Genomic DNA, 18,750 nt, shown 5'->3' with positions numbered 1-18,750 from the left:
TTCTAGTGTCGAAATGAGGTGTTCGTGAATCCCACTCCGATGGATGTTCGCGAGACGATGTCGCCGCGAACGCTGCCGGTGGAGGGCTCAAGTTCGTGATGCCGCCCGCATACAGCGAGTGCACCAAGGGTAAAGGTTAGTCGCTCGAGCCCACTGCGGTCAAACCGGCCCCGATTCCGGATGCGGGTGGCGCGGATGCGGCCACCGGCCGCCGGTTACGTGTGGTCAACGCGCGGGCGGCCAGCTCCGCTTCTGGCGGATACCCCACCTCGACAAGGGTCAGCCCCTTTGCCGGAAGCACCTTGAATTCGCTCGGTCGGTTGAGTTCGTCCCGCAACTCCACCAGCCGGGCCGACTCGAGCTTGGACTCCCCCACCGCTATGGTCGCCCCGACGAGGGATCGCACCATGCTGTGGCAGAACGCATCCGCCCGCACCTCCGCGGTCAACACCCCGTCATCAGAGCGAGTCCACTGGAAATGCTCGAGGTGGCGCACCGTCGTCGCCCCCTCCCGCGGCTTGCAAAACGCCGCCCAGTCATGCAGGCCGAGAAGATCGTCAGCGGCATGGTTCATGCGATCGAGGTCGAGCACGGCCGGATACCAGACCGTGTGACCCCGAAGCAGCGGATTTCGGGGGGCCGAGGCATCCGCCACCCGGTACTGGTAGCGCCGCCAAGTCGCCGAGAACCGCGCATCGAAACCGTCGGGGGCGAAGGAACCGCGCGACACGTAGATGTCGGCATTCAGGCCAGCAATGCCGTTGAGCCGTCTGCCCAGGGCCCGCGGACCGTCAAATCGCTCTCCGGGCGCGAGCGGCGGAGTCTTGCCACGCGGACGCGACAGCACTCCGAGCTGCTCCTTCGTCACGTCGAGATGCGCCACCTGCCCCGTCGCGTGCACCCCGGCGTCGGTGCGACCGGCGACAGTGAGCGGCTCCACCGGCCCGTGCTTGCCGAAGATGATTGCCAGTGCCGACTCGAGTTCACCCTGAATGGTGCGCAGACCGGGCTGCGACGACCAGCCAAGGAAGTTTCCGCCGTCATACGACAGGTCGAGCCGGATTCGGGTCTTTCCTGGAGCGGGTCCCGACACTTCCGGCGGACCGTGCAGGATTATCGCGCCTGGGAGATTTTCGACGCTCACGCCTCACAGCTTAGATCGAATGGTGTGCGACGACCCGCGGAGTTGACCTCTCGCTCGGTCGCGACGAAACTCGAGGTGATTCATTATGTCGTCCTCGCCCAGCGTTCTCGATCCTCCGGCTTCCGCGTGCGCGCGGATGCCGAATAGCGGCGACTCATCGTTGGGCGGCTCCCGATCGGCGCGACTCCCCGGTCTCGACGGCCTCCGTGCCCTCGCTGTGGTGACCGTAGTGCTCTACCACCTGGGGTCTGGCATCCTCCCCGGCGGATTCATCGGTGTCGATGTCTTCTTCGTGATCAGCGGATACCTCATCACCGCAGTTCTGGTGCGTGAGAAGGATGCGCACGGCCGCATCCGGCTCGGCAGGTTCTGGATGCGTCGGGCCCGACGCCTGCTCCCCGCTCTCGGCCTTGTCGTGGTGGTGTCGGCATCCGCCGCCCTCTTGATCGGCGGCAATCCTCTCGTGCACCTGGGGCGCCAGGTGTTCGGAGCCGCGACTTTCAGCAGCAACTGGCTGTCGATCGCCGCAGCCCAGAATTATTTCGACGAGACCGCACCGGAGCTGTTTCGCAACCTCTGGTCGCTCGCGGTCGAGGAGCAGTTCTACCTGGCCTGGCCACTGGTAATCCTTCTCGTGCTCGCGGTGCGTTCGCGGGCGGCACGAGTGCTCATCGTCCTCACGATCGCGGTCGCATCCGCCGCGGCGATGACCATTCTCGCGGCGGCCGGGGACCCCACCCGGGTCTACTACGGCAGCGACACCCACAGCTTCGGCCTCGCAATCGGTGCTGCCCTCGCCATACTGCATCGCGACTGGCCAGCGAGCAGCGCAGCTCTGGCGCGCCGTGTGCTCCCGGCAATCGCGGCATTCTCGATCGTGGGGATCGTCGCCATCGCCCTCGGACTCCCTGAGGGTGCCCCGCTCACCGAGCGTGGCGGGCTGGCACTCGTCGCGGTGCTTGCAGCACTGGCGATTGCTGGCACGGTCATCTCCCCCATCTCCCCTGTCAGTGTCGCTCTCGACTGGCATCCGCTGCGCTGGATCGGTGAACGTTCTTACGGGCTCTATCTCTGGCACTGGCCGGTGTGGGTGCTGGTAACGGCCGCACTGCCAACCGTGTCGCCGAGTGCGGGCGGTTGGTTGATCGCCGCAATCGCGCTGGCCATCACGGTCGCGGCGGCAATGATGTCCTACCGCTTCGTCGAACAGCCGATCCACCAATTGGGGTATCGCGCCGCCATTGCGGGATGGCTCGGCCCACGCCCGAGGCCGGCAGCGCGTATCACCGCGATCGTGACAGCCACGCTTCTCATCGTGGCCTTCATGGGCGCCACCGGTGTCGCCATCGCCGCCGATCCGGGAACGACCGATGCGCAGGCGCTGATCGATCGGGGGAAGAAGTCGGTGGCGCCCGCCACCCCCCAGCCCTCTTCGCGCGCAACGCCCCCCGTAACACCTTCGCCCTCGACCGGGTCACCCGATGCGTCGCCAGCTGCCTCGCCGCCTGCCTCACCGCCTGCTTCGCTTGCGGCGCCCCCGCTGCCGGCTCCTCCCCTGCTGGCCCCCGCTGTTCCACGCGGGGATCAGATCGACGCGATCGGCGATTCCGTCATGCTCGCCTCTGCTCCCGAGCTGCAGGCCGGGTTCCCTGGCATCCAGATCAATGCCGTCGTGTCGCGGCAACTGTCATCGGCCCCGGCGATCGTGCAGGGGATGCGCGACTCCGGCACGCTGCGGCCGGTGCTGCTCATCGGTCTCGGAACCAACGGGCCGATCGATCGCGAGTCGCTCGACCAGATCCGATCTATCGTCGGTGCCAGCCACGAGATCATTGTCGTGAATGTGCAGGCACCCCGGGGCTGGACCGACGGGGTCAACGACACCCTCACCCAATTCGCACAGCAATACCGCTCGGTCGAGCTCGCCGACTGGCGCGATGCGATCTCGTCGCGACTCGACCTTCTTGCGCGGGATCAAATCCACCCTGGGTCGGCGGGCGGAGTCATCTACGTACGCGCCGTGACGGATGCCCTTCAGCGGCTTACTCGGCTACCAGCTTTCGCAGGCCCGCGCGGTCCATTCGCTCCCCCCGACGCTCCCGGGCCACTCTTGCCCGCGACGCCCCCCTAACTCCCCTCCCCCAATCCCCCAATCCCCCAATCCCCCAATCCCCCAATCCTCCGTTGAACTGTCAAAGAGTGTCGCAAGCGGTCCCATTAGGCGACACTCTTTGACAGTTGAACAGCGGGGAGGGGTCGTTTAATTGGAAATGACCCCGTCCGGTGGACGGGGTCATACCTTTCAGTGCAGGGTTATTTTGCCTCGGGGGCAGCATCCTCAGAAACAGCAGCATCCTCAGCCACCGCAGCATCCTCAGAAACAGCAGCATCCTCAGCCACCGCAGCATCCTCAGAAGCTGCAGTCTCCATCGCGGCGACAACAGGTGCCTCCACAGGCGCTTCAGCCTTCGCGGCCTTCTTCGCCGACTTCGGCTTCGGAGTTACAGGCTCAAGCACCAGCTCGATCTGCACCATCGACGCGTTGTCGCCCTTACGGAAGCCGAGCTTCGTGATGCGCGTGTAGCCACCCTCTCGGAACTCGACAAGCGGCGCAATCTCGGTGAACAGTTCGTGCACAACAGTCTTATCGCCGATGGTCGCGAGAACGCGGCGACGCGCATGGAGATCCCCACGCTTGGCAAAGGTAATGAGCCTCTCGACAAGAGGACGCATGCGCTTGGCCTTCGTCTCGGTCGTCTTGATGCTCTTGTGGGTGAACAGGGCAGCCGCGAGGTTCGCAAGCATGAGGCGCTCGTGCGCCGGTCCACCGCCGAGGCGGGGTCCCTTAGTTGGTGCAGCCATTAGTCATTTCTCCAGGTGTGAAAGGTTAGGTACCGAGTGCCTAGTTTGCTTCTTCGACGTCGTCATAGCCGCTGTAGAAGTGCGCGCCATCAAATCCGGGCACGGTGTCTTTGAGGCTTAGGCCAAGCTCAATGAGCTTGTCCCTGACCTCATCGACCGACTTCTGCCCGAAGTTGCGGATGTTCATCAGTTGCGTCTCCGAGAGAGCAACCAGTTCGTTGACGGAGTTGATGCCCTCGCGCTTCAGGCAGTTGTAGCTGCGCACAGACAGGTCGAGGTCCTCGATGGGCATGCTGAGTTCGTTCGAGAGCACGGCGTCGACCGGAGCCGGACCGATCTCAATTCCCTCCGCAGCCGAGTTGAGCTCACGAGCCAACCCGAATAGCTCGGTCAATGTGCGACCGGCCGAGGCAATAGCGTCACGAGGGGTGATCGCGTTCTTGGTCTCGACATCCACCACGAGGCGATCGAAGTCGGTGCGCTCTCCGGCACGCGTCGCCTCGACGCGGTAGGTGACCTTGAGCACCGGCGAATAGATCGAGTCGATCGGAATCTGCCCGGCTTCGCTGAACTCATTGCGGTTCTGCGTTGCCGATACGTAGCCACGGCCACGTTCAATGGTCAGCTCGAGCTCGAATTTCGCCTTGTCGTTGAGCGTTGCGATAACGAGCTCAGGGTTATGGATCTCGACACCGGCCGGAGCCGAAATGTCCGCGGCGGTAACCTGGCCAGCGCCCTGCTTGCGCAGATATGCAGTGATCGGCTCGTCGTGCTCGCTCGAGACGACGAGCCCCTTGATATTCAGGATGATCTCGGTGACGTCTTCCTTCACACCGGCGATCGTCGAGAACTCATGCAGCACGCCATCGATCCGGATGCTCGTCACAGCAGCTCCCGGGATCGAGGAGAGAAGCGTGCGACGAAGCGAGTTGCCAAGGGTGTAACCGAAACCGGGTTCAAGCGGCTCGATGATGAACCGTGAACGGAACTCGGAAATGTTCTCTTCGGTAAGAGTTGGACGCTGTGCAATCAGCACTGGTGATTCCTTTCGGCGAAGTGTCCGCTATTTGACACTTGTGCGTGCGGCGGGTGGCGGGCCCGTCGTTGTATTGAGTTGTGATCGGTGGTGCTTGTAAAAATTGGAAGCGTCTTGGTCGAGTTGGCCCCTCGAGATCCCGTCTCGCGGTGCTGTCAGGGGTCTCGAGCCGCTCGCTGGCGCTCGCTGCTGAACCGGACGCAGGGTGTGGCGCTTTACGCCTACACTCTGCGTCGCTTCGGCGGACGGCATCCGTTGTGTGCTTGGGGGGTGACGTCGTTGATCGATCCGACCTCGAGGCCAGCAGCCTGGAGAGAACGGATCGCGGTCTCGCGGCCTGAGCCGGGTCCCTTGACGAAGACGTCGACCTTCTTGACACCGTGCTCCTGCGCCTGGCGAGCAGCAGACTCTGCCGAGAGCTGAGCCGCGAACGGGGTCGACTTGCGCGAGCCCTTGAAGCCCACGGTTCCTGACGACGCCCAGCTCAGCACGGCCCCGGTCGGGTCGGTGATGGTAACGATGGTGTTGTTGAATGTCGACTTGATGTGAGCCTGGCCCACTGCGACGTTCTTCTTTTCTTTACGACGCGGCTTGCGAGCGGCCGATTTTGGTGCTGCCATGGTGTTCTCCTAAAACCTGTATGGCGATGCGAGCGATGCTCGCTATCGGGCCTTCTTCTTGCCGGCGACGGTGCGCTTCGGGCCCTTACGGGTGCGAGCGTTGGTCTTGGTGCGCTGTCCGTGAACCGGAAGGCCACGGCGATGACGAATGCCCTGGTAGCTGCCGATTTCGACCTTGCGACGGATGTCTGCGGCGACCTCGCGACGGAGGTCACCCTCTACCTTGAAGTTTCCTTCGACGTAGTCGCGGAGCGCGATGAGCTGGTCATCGGTGAGGTCCTTGACGCGGATTTCTCCGCTGATTTCGGTGTCCGCGAGGGTCTTGAGTGCCCTCGTGCGGCCAACACCGTAGATGTAGGTCAATGCGACTTCGACGCGCTTATCGCGCGGGATATCGACTCCTGCTAGACGAGCCATTGTGGCTTCTCCTGGTTGTGAGTGGAGGTCTGTAGCAGCACCGGTGCAACGGCCTCCGACCGCTGGTGTCCCCGGCTGAAACCGGTTCTGGTGTTGCTATGTGATGTGCGTATTGAGTTATGCGTACCGGTTAGACATGGACGCGAAGCCCGTGCCGACCCGGCAGTCGAATTGGCCGCTGGCCACCCTCGACTAGCCCTGGCGCTGCTTGTGACGCGGGTTGTTCTTGCAGATGACCATGACGTTGCCGTTGCGACGGATCACGCGGCAGTGCTCGCACATGGGCTTAACGCTGGGAGCGACCTTCATTGTTTTCTTCTTTCGCTGTCTTCGTACCGATTCGGCATTTCGCCGAACAGGCCGTTACTTTCCTGCAGTCGTTCGCCGGGATGGCGCTACTTGTAGCGGTAGACGATCCGGCCGCGGGTCAGGTCGTAGGGGCTCAGCTCCACGATCACACGATCCTCAGGAAGGATGCGGATGTAGTGCTGGCGCATCTTCCCCGAAATATGGGCGAGTACTTTGTGACCGTTGGTCAGCTCAACGCGAAACATTGCGTTGGGCAGAGCTTCGACTACTGCACCCTCGATTTCGATGACACCGTCTTTTTTGGCCATTGCCTCTTCGTCGCTAAAAGTATTGATTGCTGGTCGTGCGGTTGGATTGTGGTGATTCAGACAGAGTTAACCTGGCAGTTGACACCAAGGGACGAGCTTATGCCAATCCCGGGCGTTTTGCCAACTTGTGCTTATACTACGCATTCGCTCGTCACGAACAGCGAGAGCAACAGCGCCACGAACGACGTCGCGAACCCCGCACCGAGCGGCATCGCGACGTGCAACAGGTCAGGCAATCGGCACCGGGACCACCCCAAGCGGGGCGAGTCCTGCAGCACCGCCGTCTTCGGCCGTGAGCACCCAGATTCCACCGGCGTGAACCGCTACCGAGTGCTCCCAATGCGCCGCCACCATGCCGTCACGGGTTGCGACGGTCCAGTCATCGTCTCGGGTGAAGGTCTCGATACCGCCGAGCGTCACCATCGGTTCGATGGCCACGACGAGACCCGGCTTCACCTGCGGCCCACGCTCGCGCACCCGGTAATTGAATACCGGTGGCTCCTCGTGCATTGAACGGCCGATACCGTGGCCGACGTAGTCCTCAAGGATTCCGTAGCTCCCCTGGGACTCGATGTAGTCCTCGATCTCGCCGCCGATGTGGTTCAAATAGGCGACCGTAGCCAGTGCGGCAATACCGCGCCAGAGCGACTGTTCGGTGACATCCGAGAGCTTCTGCCGCTCAGCCACAACGGGCAGGCGGGACGGATCAGGCACGACCACGCTGATCGCCGCGTCTCCGTTCCACCCGCCAAGCTCTGCTCCGCTGTCGATCGACACGATGTCCCCCGGCTCGAGAAGGCGGGGGCCCGGGATACCGTGCACGACGTCGTCATTGACCGAAGAGCAGATCGTGTGTCGGTAACCCGGCTCTTTCATGAAGTTCGGGACGGCACCGAGCCCACGGATTGTCGCCTCCGCTATCGCATCGAGTTCACCGGTCGAGATGCCAGCCCTGATGGCGGATCGAACAGCGGCGAGGGATGCTGCGGTGGCTAATCCCGGCGCGACCATGAGCCGCAACTCCGCCGGTGTCTTATAAATATTTTTGCGGAGGCTCACTTAGCCGCAGCCACGATTCCGCGGGCAGCAAGTGCGTCACTGATGCGCGAGCTCACCTCGTCGATCTCACCGAGCCCGTCGACCTCAATCAGTAGCGCGCGATCACGGTAGACGGCGATCAGCGGTGTGGTCTCGTGGCTGTATACCTGCTGGCGATGACGGATCGCATCTTCCGTATCATCGGTGCGACCCTCTGCAATCGCACGTTTTCGCAGCCGTGCGACCACCTCCTCCTGGTCGGCAACGAGCTGGATCACCGCATCAAGCGACTGACCCCTGCCCGCGAGCAGTTCGTCGAGGTACGTCACCTGCTTAAGAGTTCGGGGGTACCCATCGAGGAGGAACCCCTCGAGGGCATCCCCCTCGGCGAGACGGCCACTGACGAGCGCGTTGGTCAGAGTGTCCGGAACGTAATCGCCGGCATCCACAATCGCCTTCACTTCGATGCCGAGTGGGGTCTCTTCCTTGATGTTCTTCCGAAAGATGTCACCGGTGGCGATCGCCGGGATGGCGAAGTTCTCGAGCAAACGAGCTGACTGCGTACCTTTGCCCGCCCCGGGCGGGCCGATGATCAGCAGCCGGGTCAACGGAGAAGGCCCTCGTAGTGGCGTTGCTGCAGCTGCGAATCGATTTGCTTCACAGTTTCAAGTCCCACTCCGACGATGATCAGGATGCTCGCGCCACCGAACGGGAAGTTTTGATTTGCACCGAAGAGGCCGAGCGCGATCAGTGGCACCAGCGCGATCAGTCCGAGGTAGATGGATCCGGGAAGAGTCACGCGAGTGAGCACGTAGTCGAGGTATTCGGCGGTCGGCCGACCGGCGCGAATACCCGGGATGAATCCGCCGTACTTTTTCATGTTGTCGGCGACTTCCTCCGGATTGAAGGTGATTGCCACATAGAAGTAGGTGAATCCGACGATGAGGAGGAAGTACAGAGCCATATACAGCGGGTTGTCACCGGTGCGGAGGTTGTCAGTGATCCAGGTGACCCACGCGGCGGGAGCCTTGCCCGCAGCAGGCTGGTTGAATTGGGCGATCAGGGCAGGCAGATACAGCAGCGACGATGCGAAGATGACGGGCACGACGCCGGCCATGTTCACCTTGATGGGGATGTAAGTGTTGTTTCCGCCATAGGTCCGCCGCCCGACCATTCGCTTTGCGTACTGCACCGGGATGCGCCGCTGCGACTGTTCAACGAACACCACCAGCCCCATGATCACAATCCCCATGAGGATCACGAGGAGGAAGACCTCGAAGCCCTTCGCCTGCTGGATGGCCCACAGCGAACTGGGGAATCGGGCCGCGATCGAGGTGAAGATGAGGATCGACATTCCGTTGCCCACGCCGCGCTCGGTGATGAGCTCGCCCATCCACATGATCAAGCCGGTGCCGGCCGTCATGGTGATGACCATCAGAAGGATGGCGTACCACGCCGAATTGGTGATCAGGGCCGAGCACTCCGGCGTGCCGGTCGATGTGGGGAAGAGTGCGCCGCTGCGGGCGACGGTGATGAGGGTAGTCGACTGCAGCACACCGAGGGCGATGGTGAGGTAACGCGTGTACTGCGTCAGGCGTGCCTGTCCGGACTGGCCCTCTTTGTAGAGAGTATCGAAGTGCGGAATGACCACGCGTAGCAGCTGCACGATGATCGACGCCGTGATGTACGGCATGATACCCAGCGCAAAAATGGACAGCTGGAGTAGTGCCCCACCGCTGAACAGGTTAACCAGTTCGTACAGACCAGAAGTACCGGAGTTCGCCGCCAGGCACGTCTGCACATTGCCAAAGTTGACAAATGGCGCCGGGATGAACGACCCCAAGCGGAAGAGCGCAATCAGGGCGAGCGTAAAACCGATTTTCTTCCGAAGATCGGGGGTGCGGAAGATCCGCGCTACCGCTCTGAACAACGATGCCTCCTGGTGAGAATTCTGGGGCGAAGCAGGTGGCCCTTTCGGGCCACCTGGACGGCTACGACTCGGTCGAACGCCGGGCCGAGGCCCGGCGGCGACTTCAGTTTACGGAACCGCCCGCTGCAACGATCTTCTGCTCAGCGGAGCTGGAGACCTTGTCAACTGCAACATTGAGCTTAACCGCAATGTCACCATCGCCAAGAACCTTGACCTTCTCGTTCTTGCGCACGGCACCCTTGGCCACGAGATCGACGATGGTTACGTCGCCTCCGGAGGGGTACAGCTCTGCGAGCTTCTCCAGGTTCACCACCTGGTATTCGACGCGGAAGGGGTTCTTGAAGCCGCGCAGCTTCGGAGTACGCATGATGCTGTTCAGGTTTCCACCCTCGAGCCCGACGCGCACTTGATAGCGGGCCTTCGTTCCTTTGGTTCCACGACCCGCGGTCTTTCCCTTGGATCCTTCACCACGTCCCACTCGGGTGCGATCTTTCTTCGCACCGGGAGCCGGACGGAGGTGATGCATTTTGAGCACCTGCGGACGCGCCTCAGTGACCGGCTGCACTACCTTTTTGGCCGGTGCGGACTTGGTCGCCGTCGCCTTGGGGGCAGTTGCCTTTTTGGGGGCTGCCGCGGTGGCTGTAGCAGATTTCGTATTTTCAGCCATTAGTCAATCTCCTCGACCTTGACCAGGTGAGCGACGGTGCGAACGTAGCCGCGGTTCTGCGAGTTGTCTTCGCGAACCACGACATCGCCGATGCGGTGGAGCCCGAGGCTCCGCAGGGTGTCGCGCTGGTTTTGCTTCTCACTAATTTTGGACTTGATCTGGGTCACCTTCAGGCGAGCAGCCATCAGACACCTGCCTTTGCATCAGCCTGGGCACGCAAGAGGCGCGCAGGTGCAACATCCTCGAGCGACAGACCACGACGTGCGGCGACCGCACTCGGCTCCTCGAGCTGCTTGAGGGCTGCAACGGTTGCGTGCACGATGTTGATCGTGTTGGACGATCCGAGCGACTTGCTCAGCACATCGTGGATTCCGGCGCACTCGAGTACGGCACGCACGGGTCCACCGGCAATAACTCCGGTCCCGGCAGATGCCGGCCGAAGTAGCACGACGCCGGCGGCGGCCTCGCCCTGCACTGGATGCGGGATGGTCACGCCGACGCGGGGAACGCGGAAAAAGTTCTTCTTCGCTTCCTCGACGCCCTTGGAGATCGCAGTCGGCACCTCGCGGGCCTTGCCGTATCCCACGCCGACCAGTCCGTTGCCGTCGCCGACAACGACGAGGGCGGTGAAGCTGAAGCGACGACCACCCTTGACGACTTTGGATACGCGGTTGATGGTGACCACGCGCTCGAGGAACTGGCTCTTCTCAGAGTCGCGGCTCCCGCGCTGCTGGTTAGGGTTGCGCTCGCGTCCGCCGCGGCGCGCCTCGCGAGGCTCGTTCGCAGCCGGCTCGGTTGCGGCCGCAGTCTCGACGACCGAGACGGTCGGTTCGGCTTCGGTTGCCACAGGTGTCTCCTTGCTGGTGTTAGTCGTGTCGCTCACAGGTCGAGTCCCCCTTCGCGGGCGCCTTCGGCGATGGCAGCGACGCGACCCGCGTATTTGCTTCCACCACGATCGAATACAACGGCGGCGATGCCGGCGGCCTGTGCACGCACGGCGACGAGCTCGCCCACCTTGCGCGCCTTGGCGGTCTTATCACCGTCGAATGTGCGCATGTCTGCTTCGAGGGTCGATGCCGAGGCGAGAGTGAAACCCTTGCTGTCGTCGACGACCTGCACGAAGACGTGGCGGGCTGAACGCGTGACCACGAGACGCGGTCGAAGTTCGGTTCCGACGATCTTCTTGCGAAGACGTGCATGCCTGCGGCCCTTTGCGGCCGACTTGCTCTTGCCTCTAGTTCCGAGAGCCATGATCACTTACCACTCTTTCCGGCCTTGCGGCGGACTACCTCGCCTGCGTAGCGAACGCCCTTGCCCTTATAGGGCTCCGGCTTACGCAACTTACGAATGTTGGCGGCAACTTCTCCGACAGCCTGCTTGTCGATGCCGTGCACCGTCAGCTTGTTGTTGCCTTCGACGGCAAAGGAGATGCCCGCCGGGGGATCGACCGTGATCGAATGAGAGAATCCGAGGGCGAACTCCAAGGAACTGCCCTTCGCGAGCACACGGTAACCGGTGCCGACGATCTCAAGACCCTTCGAGTAGCCGGTCGTGACACCGATGATCTGGTTAGCGATCAGAGTTCGGGTGAGGCCGTGCAACGAGCGCGACTCGCGCTCGTCGTCCGGACGAGTGACCAGAAGCTGGCCGTCCTCGATCTTGACCTCAATCGGGCTGGCGACGGTGAGCGCGAGCTCACCCTTCGGGCCCTTGACGGTGACGGCTGAGCCGGTCACCGTGACATCGACCCCAGTGGGGATCGCAATGGGAAGGCGTCCAATTCGCGACATGGCTGCTCAGTACACGTAGGCGAGGACTTCCCCACCCACGCCCTTCTTCGACGCCTGGCGGTCCGTGAGGAGGCCGGATGATGTCGAGAGGATGGCAACGCCGAGGCCACCGAGAACACGAGGGATTTCGGTCGACTTCGCGTACACACGGAGGCCGGGCTTCGAGACCCTCTTGATTCCCGCGATGGAGCGCTCACGGTTTGGTCCGTATTTGAGGTCGATGGTGAGAGTCTGGCCGACGCGCGCGTCTTCGACCTTCCATCCGCCGATATAGCCCTCGTTCTTGAGGATCTCAGCAATGTGAGCCTTGAGCTTGCTGTTCGGCATTGACACGGTGTCGTGGTATGCCGAATTAGCATTGCGCAGTCTGGTCAGCAGGTCTGCGACCGGATCTGTCATTGTCATGATGGTCATGCCTTCCTCACCCGGTTTCGCCAACTCTTACAAAATTGGCGACCTTGATGATCGGTGGTGCTGTGGACGAAATTATCTGGCCTGTGCGGGGGTGTTCTCCGCGTTGCGGAATGGAAAGCCGAGCGCCTTGAGCAGCGCGCGACCCTCATCATCGTTTCGGGCGGTGGTCACGACGGTGATGTCGAAGCCGCGAACGCGATCGATCCGATCCTGGTCGATCTCGTGGAACATCGACTGCTCCGTGAGACCGAAGGTGTAGTTGCCGTTGCCATCGAACTGCTTGTCCGACAGGCCACGGAAGTCGCGGATGCGGGGAAGCGCGAGCGAGAGGAGCCGGTCGAGGAACTCCCAGGCGCGGTCACCGCGAAGCGTGACATGGGCGCCAATCGGCTGGCCCTCGCGGAGTTTGAACTGCGCGATGGACTTACGAGCGGCGGTGACCTGAGGCTTTTGGCCGGTGATCGCGGTGAGGTCTTTGACAGCCCCGTCGATGATCTTGCCGTCGCGAGCAGCCTCGCCGACACCGGTGTTCACAACGATCTTCACGATTCCGGGCACTTGGTGCACGTTCGTGAAGCCGAAGTCCTTCGCCAGCTGGGCAGAGATCTCGGTCTTGTACTTCTGCTTGAGACGCGGCTGGGCTGCCTTGACAGGTGCCGTGCCAGCTGCAGTTGCAGTGTCAGTCATTAGTCGGCGTCCTTCTCAGTTGCCTTGGTGGTTTTGGGTGCGGCCTTCGCCTTGGGAGCTGCCTTCACCTTCGGGGCGGCGGCTTCGGTCGCGACCGGAGTCGTGGACTCCTCGCCACTCACGATTCCATCGGTGACGACAACGACGTCAGCGACAACTTCGGCCGTATCGGCTTCTGTGTTGTCGGCCTGTGCGCTGTCGGCCTTCTTGGAGTCAGCCTTCTTTGCAGACGCTTTGACGGGCTTGCGACGCGAGTCCTTGAAGTACCGCGTGCGGGTGGTCTTGCCCGTGGCATCCGTTTCGACCGTGAAGCCGACGCGAGCCGGCTGCTTGGTATCAGGATTGACCAGCTGCACGTTCGACACATGGATCGGCGCTTCGCGCGTCTCGATGCCGCCGGTCTTGGTGCCGCGGTCGCTCTGGCCGACGCGAACATGCTTGGTGATGTAGTTGAGTCCCTCGACGACGACGCGGTTCTTTTCCACAAGCACCTCGATCACCCGCCCCTGCTTGCCACGGTCGCCACCGCGAGGCTGGCTGCGGCCGCTGATGAGCTGGACGAGATCGCCCTTTTTGATGTTCGCCATGGTTACAAGACCTCCGGTGCAAGCGAAATGATCTTCATGAACTTCTTATCGCGAAGTTCGCGACCGACCGGTCCGAAGATGCGGGTGCCACGAGGGTCGCCGTCGGCCTTGAGGATAACAGCGGCATTCTCGTCGAACTTGATGTATGAGCCGTCGGGGCGACGGGTCTCTTTCTTGGTGCGCACGATGACCGCCTTGACGACGTCACCCTTCTTGACGTTGCCGCCAGGGATCGCATCCTTTACCGTGGCGACGATGACATCGCCAAGGCCGGCATAACGACGGCCGGAGCCACCGAGTACGCGAATCGTGAGCAGCTCCTTGGCACCGGTGTTATCGGCGACCTTGAGCCTGGATTCCTGCTGAAGCATTTAGGTGTCCTTATACGAAGTAGGCGCGGGCCTACTTGGCCTTTTCGAGGATCTCAACCAGGCGCCAGTGCTTCGTAGCACTGAGCGGACGGGTTTCGTTGATGATGACGAGGTCGCCGATTCCGGCCGCATTGGCCTCGTCGTGCGCCTTCACCTTGGAGGTGCGGCGGATGACCTTGCCATAGAGAGGATGCTTTACGCGGTCCTCGACCTCGACGACGATGGTCTTGTCCATCTTGTCGCTCGTGACATAGCCACGACGGGTCTTGCGGTAGCCGCGGTCGGCCGCCGTCTCTGCGGCGTCAGTGCGTGTGATTTCGGTTGCCATTACTTCTTCTCCTCGGCGGATGTGGCAGCCGTGTCAACAGCAGCCGACTCGGCAGCCGCCGGAGCGACTTCCTCTGTCTTCTTGGTCTTCTTTGCAGCCTTAGGGGCTACCTCAACCGGGGCCGGAGTGGCACGGATACCGAGCTCGCGCTCACGGATCACCGTGTAGACGCGGGCAATATCGCGCTTGACCGCGCGAAGTCGACCGTGGCTGTCCAACTGGCCGGTAGCCGACTGGAAGCGCAGGTTGAACAGCTCTTCCTTGGCTTTCTTGAGTTCGTCGATGAGTCGCTCATCTTCGAATGTGTCTAGCTCGTCTGGAGCGAGCTCTTTGGAACCGATCGCCATTATGCGTCGCCTTCCTCGCGCTTGATGATGCGTGCCTTGAGTGGCAGTTTGTGGATGGCACGGGTGAGCGCTTCGCGCGCGACCTCATCGCTGACGCCGGCGAGCTCGAAGAGCACGCGACCCGGCTTGACGTTGGCAATCCACCACTCGGGGGAGCCCTTACCGGAACCCATGCGGGTTTCAGCTGGCTTCTTGGTAAGCGGGCGGTCGGGGTAGATGTTGATCCACACCTTCCCACCGCGCTTGATGTGACGGGTCATCGCGATTCGAGCTGCCTCGATCTGGCGGTTGGTCACATAGGCGGGAGTGATGGCCTGGATGCCGTACTCACCGAACGTCACCGTTGTACCACCGGTCGCCTGGCCGCTACGGCCCGGGTGGTGCTGCTTACGGTGCTTGACCTTGCGGGGAATCAACATGGCTCTAGCCCTCCACTGCTACTGCTGCCGGAGCAGCATCTGCCTTCGGAGCGGTTGCAACTGCCGGAGCAGCTCCACGACGCGGTCCGCTATCGCGGGCACCATCACGACGGTCGTCGCGGCGCTCGGGGCGCGTTGACTTGGCGTTAGCCTGCTCGCGAGCGAGCTCCTTGTTCGTGATGTCACCCTTGTAGATCCAGACCTTCACGCCGATGCGCCCGAAGGTGGTCTTGGCTTCGTAGAAGCCGTAATCGATGTTCGCGCGCAGAGTATGCAGCGGAACGCGACCCTCGCGGTAGAACTCGGAGCGGCTCATCTCAGCACCGCCAAGACGACCGGAGACCTGAATGCGCACACCCTTGACCGTCGGGGTGCGCTGGGCACCCTGCAGACCCTTGCGCATCGCACGACGGAACGCGACGCGAGCGCTGAGCTGCTCCGCAATTCCCTGTGCCACGAGCTGGGCCTCGGCTTCGGGGTTCTTCACCTCGAGGATGTTGAGTTGGATCTGCTTGCCCGAAAGCTGTTCGAGATCGGTGCGAATGCGCTCCGCCTCGGCGCCACGACGGCCAATCACGATGCCCGGGCGGGCGGTGTGGATGTCGACGCGGACACGGTCGCGGGTGCGCTCGATCTCGATGCGTGCCACTCCGGCGCGGTCGAGGGAGGTCTTGAGCAAGTTGCGGATCTTGATGTCTTCGGCGACGAAGTCGCTGTAGCGCTGTCCGACCTTCGTGCTGTCTGAGAACCACCGAGACACATGGTCAGTGGTGATGCCCAGGCGGAACCCGTAGGGGTTTACTTTCTGTCCCATTACTTCTTCCCTGCCTTCGCAGTTGTTGAACCCTGCGCGGCCGATGGACGCTGCGAAGTCGCAACAGCGGTGTCTTTTTGGTCCGGCGTGGCCAGGATGATCGTGATGTGGCTGGTGCGCTTCAGAATCTGGAATGCGCGACCCTGTGCACGGGCCTGGAAGCGCTTGAGTGTCGTTCCCTCGTCGACGTATGCCGATGAGACGAACAGGTCTTGCTCATCCAGGTAGCTGTTGCTGGCATCCGCCTTGACCCGCGCGTTGGCAATGGCCGACTCGACGAGCTTGTAGACGGGAGTGCTCGCGCCCTGCGGCGCGAACTTCAGAATCGCGAGTGCCTCGTGCGCCTGCTTGCCGCGGATCATGTTGACAACACGACGAGCCTTGGTGGCAGTGACGCGAATGTGCTTCACGCGAGCCATGGATTCAACCATTTCTCTGTACCTTTCCGTCCCCGCGCTAGCGGCGACGACCCTTCTTGTCGTCCTTCTCGTGTCCACGGAAGGTGCGGGTGGGAGCAAACTCTCCGAGCTTGTGCCCAACCATCGTCTCGGTGATGAACACCGGGATGTGCTTGCGTCCGTCATGCACCGCGATCGTGTGACCGAGGAACGACGGAATGATCATCGAGCGACGTGACCAGGTCTTGATAACGCTCTTGCTGCTGGCTTCGTTCGCCTTGGCCACCTTGCGAAACAGGTGGTCGTCGACGAAGGGGCCCTTTTTAAGACTGCGTGGCATCCTTTACAACTCCTACTTGCGCTTCTTGCCGACATTGCGGCGGCGGACGATGAGCTTGTCGCTCTCTTTGTTGATGTGGCGGGTGCGGCCCTCTTTTTGACCCCACGGGCTGACCGGGTGGCGTCCACCGGAGGTCTTGCCCTCTCCACCACCATGTGGGTGGTCGACCGGGTTCATGGCGACTCCACGCACAGTCGGGCGAACGCCCTTCCAGCGCATCCGGCCGGCCTTTCCCCAGTTGATGTTCGACTGCTCGGCGTTGCCGACCTCGCCGATCGTGGCGCGGCAGCGCGCATCGACGTTACGGATTTCACCGGACGGCAAGCGAAGCTGTGCGTACGGGCCGTCCTTGGCGACGAGTCGAACGGATGCTCCGGCCGAGCGAGCCATCTTGGCTCCCCCGCCTGGCTTCAGCTCGATCGCGTGGATGACGGTACCGACCGGGATGTTGCGCAGCGGCAGGTTATTACCCGGCTTGATGTCTGCGCCGGAACCCGACTCGATGATGTCACCCTGGTTGAGCTTGTTCGGGGCGATGATGTAGCGCTTCGAGCCATCCACGAAATGCAGCAGCGCGATGCGCGCCGTGCGGTTCGGGTCGTACTCGATCTCAGCGACGCGGGCGTTGACGCCGTCCTTGTCGTTGCGCTTGAAGTCGATCACGCGGTACTGGCGCTTGTGGCCACCACCGATGTGACGGGTCGTGATGCGACCGGCGTTGTTACGGCCACCGGTCTTGGGCAGCGGTCGAAGAAGTGACTTCTCCGGGGTCGAGCGCGTGATCTCGGCAAAGTCTGCAACCGAGGAACCGCGACGACCGGGAGTCGTGGGCTTGTACTTACGAATAGGCATGGTTTTCTCTCCTCGGTCCTTAGCCGACAGCGGTGAAGATGTCGATGGAACCGGACTTGAGGGTCACGATCGCGCGCTTGGTGTCTTTGCGCTTACCGAGACCGAACTTGGTACGGCGGGTCTTACCCTTTTTGTTCAGGGTGTTGATCGACGCAACCTCGACGCTGAAGATCTTCTCGATCGCCAGCTTGATCTCGGTCTTGTTCGAACGCGGGTCAACCACGAACGTGTATTTGCCCTGGTCGATCAGGCTGTAGCTCTTCTCGGAAACGACCGGCGACAGGATGACGTCGCGGGGGTCTTTCTGGGTTGCGATGCTCATGCGGATGCCTTCCCGGTGGTAGCTAGTGCCCGGCGTGCCGCTGCACGCTCCGGGCTGACGCGCTTCTTGCTAACGGGAGCGTCGTCCTCGGCAGCCTCGACCGGTGCGGTCTTGACCGGGCCGGCGACGAACCCGTCGAACGCGCTCTTGGTGAACACGATGTCATCGCTCACGACGACGTCGTAGGCGTTGAGCTGATCCCAGGTGAGTACGTGCACTCCAGGAATGTTGCGCACGCTCTTCTGGCTGACGGTGTCGTTGCGCTCGATCACGATGAGCACCTGGCTCGAAGTCGCGATGCGGGCGAGCAGCGCGACGATCGCCTTGGTCGACGGCACAGCCCCGACGGAGAGCGAGTCGATGACATGGATGCGTCCGCCACGGGCGCGGTCCGAGAGGGTGCCGCGCAATGCTGCCGCAATCATCTTCTTGGGGGTGCGTTGGCCGTAGTCGCGGGGGTGCGGTCCGTGGACGATTCCACCACCGGTCATCTGAGGAGCGCGGATCGATCCCTGGCGGGCACGACCGGTTCCCTTCTGCTTGAACGGCTTGCGACCGGCACCGGATACTTCACCGCGGCGCAGCGTGTTGTGCGTGCCCTGACGAGCTGCGGCGCGCTGGGCGACGACAACCTGGTGAATGAGCGGAACGTTGGTCTGCACGTCAAAAATCTCCGCGGGGAGGTCGACGGATGTGACCTTCTTTCCCAGGGCGTCGATGACGTCGAGCGTGTTTGTGTCGGCCATGGCC

The 18,750-nt window shown here is 62.4% G+C and carries 28 protein-coding genes and 1 pseudogene; 1 reads left to right on the top strand and 28 read right to left on the bottom strand.

The features are described from left to right. Window positions 1–136 precede the first annotated feature (136 nt). Window positions 137–1,093, bottom strand: coding sequence for a tRNA pseudouridine(38-40) synthase TruA (gene truA, locus IWX88_RS12585; protein ID WP_196830849.1), 957 nt, complete (start codon window positions 1,091–1,093; stop codon window positions 137–139). Window positions 1,094–1,229: 136 nt separating this feature from the next. On the opposite strand from truA, the gene IWX88_RS12580 reads away from it, so the two are divergent. After that, entirely contained in the window at window positions 1,230–3,275 is a 2,046-nt protein-coding gene (locus IWX88_RS12580) for an acyltransferase family protein (RefSeq protein ID WP_196830824.1), read from the top strand. Between the two features lie 182 nt (window positions 3,276–3,457). Here IWX88_RS12580 and rplQ read toward each other — a convergent pair whose 3' ends face one another. From rplQ to rplD, 27 genes and pseudogenes are all read right to left on the bottom strand, one after another. Then, entirely contained in the window at window positions 3,458–4,006 is a 549-nt protein-coding gene (gene rplQ / locus IWX88_RS12575; RefSeq protein WP_196830822.1) for a 50S ribosomal protein L17, read from the bottom strand. Window positions 4,007–4,046: 40 nt separating this feature from the next. After that, on the bottom strand, window positions 4,047–5,042 hold the full coding sequence (locus IWX88_RS12570) for a DNA-directed RNA polymerase subunit alpha (RefSeq protein WP_196830819.1): 996 nt from the start codon (window positions 5,040–5,042) through the stop codon (window positions 4,047–4,049). A 221-nt stretch (window positions 5,043–5,263) separates the two neighbouring features. After that, window positions 5,264–5,662, bottom strand: coding sequence for a 30S ribosomal protein S11 (gene rpsK / locus IWX88_RS12565; protein ID WP_161885428.1), 399 nt, complete (start codon window positions 5,660–5,662; stop codon window positions 5,264–5,266). 42 nt (window positions 5,663–5,704) lie between these two features. Further along, window positions 5,705–6,079 (bottom strand): 30S ribosomal protein S13, encoded by a 375-nt coding sequence (gene rpsM / locus IWX88_RS12560; protein WP_185201698.1) that lies wholly within the window; start codon window positions 6,077–6,079, stop codon window positions 5,705–5,707. A 192-nt stretch (window positions 6,080–6,271) separates the two neighbouring features. Then, window positions 6,272–6,388 carry a 50S ribosomal protein L36 gene (gene rpmJ / locus IWX88_RS12555; protein WP_185201699.1) on the bottom strand — a complete coding sequence of 39 codons (117 nt, stop codon included), beginning with the start codon at window positions 6,386–6,388 and terminating at the stop codon, window positions 6,272–6,274. Window positions 6,389–6,474: 86 nt separating this feature from the next. Then, window positions 6,475–6,696 (bottom strand): translation initiation factor IF-1, encoded by a 222-nt coding sequence (infA, locus tag IWX88_RS12550; RefSeq protein ID WP_022883252.1) that lies wholly within the window; start codon window positions 6,694–6,696, stop codon window positions 6,475–6,477. Window positions 6,697–6,924: 228 nt separating this feature from the next. Further along, the gene (map, locus tag IWX88_RS12545; RefSeq protein WP_196830817.1) at window positions 6,925–7,755 is read right to left on the bottom strand and encodes a type I methionyl aminopeptidase; all 831 of its coding nucleotides are present in this window, start codon (window positions 7,753–7,755) and stop codon (window positions 6,925–6,927) included. Beyond that, window positions 7,752–8,342 carry an adenylate kinase gene (locus tag IWX88_RS12540; protein ID WP_196830815.1) on the bottom strand — a complete coding sequence of 197 codons (591 nt, stop codon included), beginning with the start codon at window positions 8,340–8,342 and terminating at the stop codon, window positions 7,752–7,754. Before IWX88_RS12540 ends, map begins: the two co-directional genes overlap by 4 nt. Beyond that, a complete protein-coding gene (secY, locus tag IWX88_RS12535; RefSeq protein WP_196830813.1) occupies window positions 8,339–9,664 on the bottom strand; it encodes a preprotein translocase subunit SecY in 1,326 nt (441 codons plus the stop codon). Before secY ends, IWX88_RS12540 begins: the two co-directional genes overlap by 4 nt. A 103-nt stretch (window positions 9,665–9,767) precedes the next feature. Then, entirely contained in the window at window positions 9,768–10,331 is a 564-nt protein-coding gene (gene rplO / locus IWX88_RS12530) for a 50S ribosomal protein L15 (RefSeq protein WP_196830811.1), read from the bottom strand. Beyond that, window positions 10,331–10,516 (bottom strand): 50S ribosomal protein L30, encoded by a 186-nt coding sequence (rpmD, locus tag IWX88_RS12525; protein ID WP_097060176.1) that lies wholly within the window; start codon window positions 10,514–10,516, stop codon window positions 10,331–10,333. The genes rplO and rpmD overlap by 1 nt, the downstream gene beginning before the upstream one ends. Beyond that, window positions 10,516–11,178, bottom strand: a complete 663-nt coding sequence (gene rpsE / locus IWX88_RS12520; RefSeq protein ID WP_196830810.1) for a 30S ribosomal protein S5 — start codon at window positions 11,176–11,178, stop codon at window positions 10,516–10,518. The genes rpmD and rpsE overlap by 1 nt, the downstream gene beginning before the upstream one ends. A gap of 32 nt (window positions 11,179–11,210) precedes the next feature. Next, window positions 11,211–11,582: a 50S ribosomal protein L18 gene (gene rplR, locus IWX88_RS12515; protein ID WP_196830847.1), complete on the bottom strand. Its 372-nt coding sequence runs from the start codon at window positions 11,580–11,582 to the stop codon at window positions 11,211–11,213. Between the two features lie 2 nt (window positions 11,583–11,584). After that, entirely contained in the window at window positions 11,585–12,121 is a 537-nt protein-coding gene (gene rplF / locus IWX88_RS12510) for a 50S ribosomal protein L6 (RefSeq protein ID WP_196830809.1), read from the bottom strand. A gap of 6 nt (window positions 12,122–12,127) precedes the next feature. Then, window positions 12,128–12,526: a 30S ribosomal protein S8 gene (gene rpsH, locus IWX88_RS12505; RefSeq protein ID WP_196830808.1), complete on the bottom strand. Its 399-nt coding sequence runs from the start codon at window positions 12,524–12,526 to the stop codon at window positions 12,128–12,130. An 81-nt stretch (window positions 12,527–12,607) separates the two neighbouring features. After that, the gene (rplE, locus tag IWX88_RS12500) at window positions 12,608–13,222 is read right to left on the bottom strand and encodes a 50S ribosomal protein L5 (protein WP_196830807.1); all 615 of its coding nucleotides are present in this window, start codon (window positions 13,220–13,222) and stop codon (window positions 12,608–12,610) included. Window positions 13,223–13,473: 251 nt separating this feature from the next. Beyond that, window positions 13,474–13,809, bottom strand: a pseudogene (rplX, locus tag IWX88_RS13960) (50S ribosomal protein L24); the annotation flags it as partial. A 2-nt stretch (window positions 13,810–13,811) separates the two neighbouring features. After that, window positions 13,812–14,180, bottom strand: coding sequence for a 50S ribosomal protein L14 (gene rplN, locus IWX88_RS12490; protein ID WP_196830804.1), 369 nt, complete (start codon window positions 14,178–14,180; stop codon window positions 13,812–13,814). A gap of 31 nt (window positions 14,181–14,211) precedes the next feature. Beyond that, window positions 14,212–14,508, bottom strand: a complete 297-nt coding sequence (rpsQ, locus tag IWX88_RS12485) for a 30S ribosomal protein S17 (protein WP_196830802.1) — start codon at window positions 14,506–14,508, stop codon at window positions 14,212–14,214. Further along, window positions 14,508–14,855 (bottom strand): 50S ribosomal protein L29, encoded by a 348-nt coding sequence (gene rpmC, locus IWX88_RS12480; protein WP_196830800.1) that lies wholly within the window; start codon window positions 14,853–14,855, stop codon window positions 14,508–14,510. Before rpmC ends, rpsQ begins: the two co-directional genes overlap by 1 nt. After that, entirely contained in the window at window positions 14,855–15,274 is a 420-nt protein-coding gene (gene rplP / locus IWX88_RS12475; RefSeq protein ID WP_196830798.1) for a 50S ribosomal protein L16, read from the bottom strand. The genes rpmC and rplP overlap by 1 nt, the downstream gene beginning before the upstream one ends. A 4-nt stretch (window positions 15,275–15,278) precedes the next feature. Next, window positions 15,279–16,088: a 30S ribosomal protein S3 gene (gene rpsC, locus IWX88_RS12470; protein WP_196830796.1), complete on the bottom strand. Its 810-nt coding sequence runs from the start codon at window positions 16,086–16,088 to the stop codon at window positions 15,279–15,281. Next, on the bottom strand, window positions 16,088–16,519 hold the full coding sequence (gene rplV / locus IWX88_RS12465; protein ID WP_196830794.1) for a 50S ribosomal protein L22: 432 nt from the start codon (window positions 16,517–16,519) through the stop codon (window positions 16,088–16,090). Before rplV ends, rpsC begins: the two co-directional genes overlap by 1 nt. Window positions 16,520–16,544: 25 nt before the next feature. After that, a complete protein-coding gene (gene rpsS / locus IWX88_RS12460) occupies window positions 16,545–16,826 on the bottom strand; it encodes a 30S ribosomal protein S19 (protein ID WP_185201712.1) in 282 nt (93 codons plus the stop codon). 12 nt (window positions 16,827–16,838) lie between these two features. Next, complete coding sequence (rplB, locus tag IWX88_RS12455; RefSeq protein ID WP_196830792.1) at window positions 16,839–17,678, bottom strand: 50S ribosomal protein L2; 840 nt, start codon at window positions 17,676–17,678, stop codon at window positions 16,839–16,841. 19 nt (window positions 17,679–17,697) lie between these two features. Continuing rightward, on the bottom strand, window positions 17,698–18,000 hold the full coding sequence (gene rplW, locus IWX88_RS12450; RefSeq protein ID WP_196830790.1) for a 50S ribosomal protein L23: 303 nt from the start codon (window positions 17,998–18,000) through the stop codon (window positions 17,698–17,700). Then, a complete protein-coding gene (gene rplD, locus IWX88_RS12445) occupies window positions 17,997–18,746 on the bottom strand; it encodes a 50S ribosomal protein L4 (protein ID WP_196830788.1) in 750 nt (249 codons plus the stop codon). The genes rplW and rplD overlap by 4 nt, the downstream gene beginning before the upstream one ends. Window positions 18,747–18,750 lie beyond the last annotated feature (4 nt).

Origin of the sequence: Frigoribacterium sp. CG_9.8, from assembly GCF_015751965.1 — a bacterium.
Lineage (GTDB): Bacteria > Actinomycetota > Actinomycetes > Actinomycetales > Microbacteriaceae > Lacisediminihabitans.
Note: the sequence above shows the minus strand (reverse complement) of the source record. Positions and strands in the feature narration are given on the sequence as shown.

Excerpts from the sequence above, each read along its gene's own strand:
- IWX88_RS12580 (WP_196830824.1), top strand. The coding sequence starts at position 1,230 with ATGTCGTCCTCGCCCAGCGTTCTCGATCCTCCGGCTTCCGCGTGCGCG.
- rplQ (WP_196830822.1), bottom strand. The coding sequence starts at position 4,006 with ATGGCTGCACCAACTAAGGGACCCCGCCTCGGCGGTGGACCGGCGCAC.
- rpsK (WP_161885428.1), bottom strand. The coding sequence starts at position 5,662 with ATGGCAGCACCAAAATCGGCCGCTCGCAAGCCGCGTCGTAAAGAAAAG.
- rpsM (WP_185201698.1), bottom strand. The coding sequence starts at position 6,079 with ATGGCTCGTCTAGCAGGAGTCGATATCCCGCGCGATAAGCGCGTCGAA.
- rpmJ (WP_185201699.1), bottom strand. The coding sequence starts at position 6,388 with ATGAAGGTCGCTCCCAGCGTTAAGCCCATGTGCGAGCACTGCCGCGTG.
- infA (WP_022883252.1), bottom strand. The coding sequence starts at position 6,696 with ATGGCCAAAAAAGACGGTGTCATCGAAATCGAGGGTGCAGTAGTCGAA.
- rplO (WP_196830811.1), bottom strand. The coding sequence starts at position 10,331 with ATGGCTGAAAATACGAAATCTGCTACAGCCACCGCGGCAGCCCCCAAA.
- rpmD (WP_097060176.1), bottom strand. The coding sequence starts at position 10,516 with ATGGCTGCTCGCCTGAAGGTGACCCAGATCAAGTCCAAAATTAGTGAG.
- rplR (WP_196830847.1), bottom strand. The coding sequence starts at position 11,582 with ATGGCTCTCGGAACTAGAGGCAAGAGCAAGTCGGCCGCAAAGGGCCGC.
- rplF (WP_196830809.1), bottom strand. The coding sequence starts at position 12,121 with ATGTCGCGAATTGGACGCCTTCCCATTGCGATCCCCACTGGGGTCGAT.
- rpsH (WP_196830808.1), bottom strand. The coding sequence starts at position 12,526 with ATGACAATGACAGATCCGGTCGCAGACCTGCTGACCAGACTGCGCAAT.
- rplE (WP_196830807.1), bottom strand. The coding sequence starts at position 13,222 with ATGACTGACACTGCAACTGCAGCTGGCACGGCACCTGTCAAGGCAGCC.
- rplN (WP_196830804.1), bottom strand. The coding sequence starts at position 14,180 with ATGCTTCAGCAGGAATCCAGGCTCAAGGTCGCCGATAACACCGGTGCC.
- rpsQ (WP_196830802.1), bottom strand. The coding sequence starts at position 14,508 with ATGGCAACCGAAATCACACGCACTGACGCCGCAGAGACGGCGGCCGAC.
- rpmC (WP_196830800.1), bottom strand. The coding sequence starts at position 14,855 with ATGGCGATCGGTTCCAAAGAGCTCGCTCCAGACGAGCTAGACACATTC.
- rplP (WP_196830798.1), bottom strand. The coding sequence starts at position 15,274 with ATGTTGATTCCCCGCAAGGTCAAGCACCGTAAGCAGCACCACCCGGGC.
- rpsC (WP_196830796.1), bottom strand. The coding sequence starts at position 16,088 with ATGGGACAGAAAGTAAACCCCTACGGGTTCCGCCTGGGCATCACCACT.
- rplV (WP_196830794.1), bottom strand. The coding sequence starts at position 16,519 with ATGGTTGAATCCATGGCTCGCGTGAAGCACATTCGCGTCACTGCCACC.
- rpsS (WP_185201712.1), bottom strand. The coding sequence starts at position 16,826 with ATGCCACGCAGTCTTAAAAAGGGCCCCTTCGTCGACGACCACCTGTTT.
- rplB (WP_196830792.1), bottom strand. The coding sequence starts at position 17,678 with ATGCCTATTCGTAAGTACAAGCCCACGACTCCCGGTCGTCGCGGTTCC.
- rplW (WP_196830790.1), bottom strand. The coding sequence starts at position 18,000 with ATGAGCATCGCAACCCAGAAAGACCCCCGCGACGTCATCCTGTCGCCG.
- rplD (WP_196830788.1), bottom strand. The coding sequence starts at position 18,746 with ATGGCCGACACAAACACGCTCGACGTCATCGACGCCCTGGGAAAGAAG.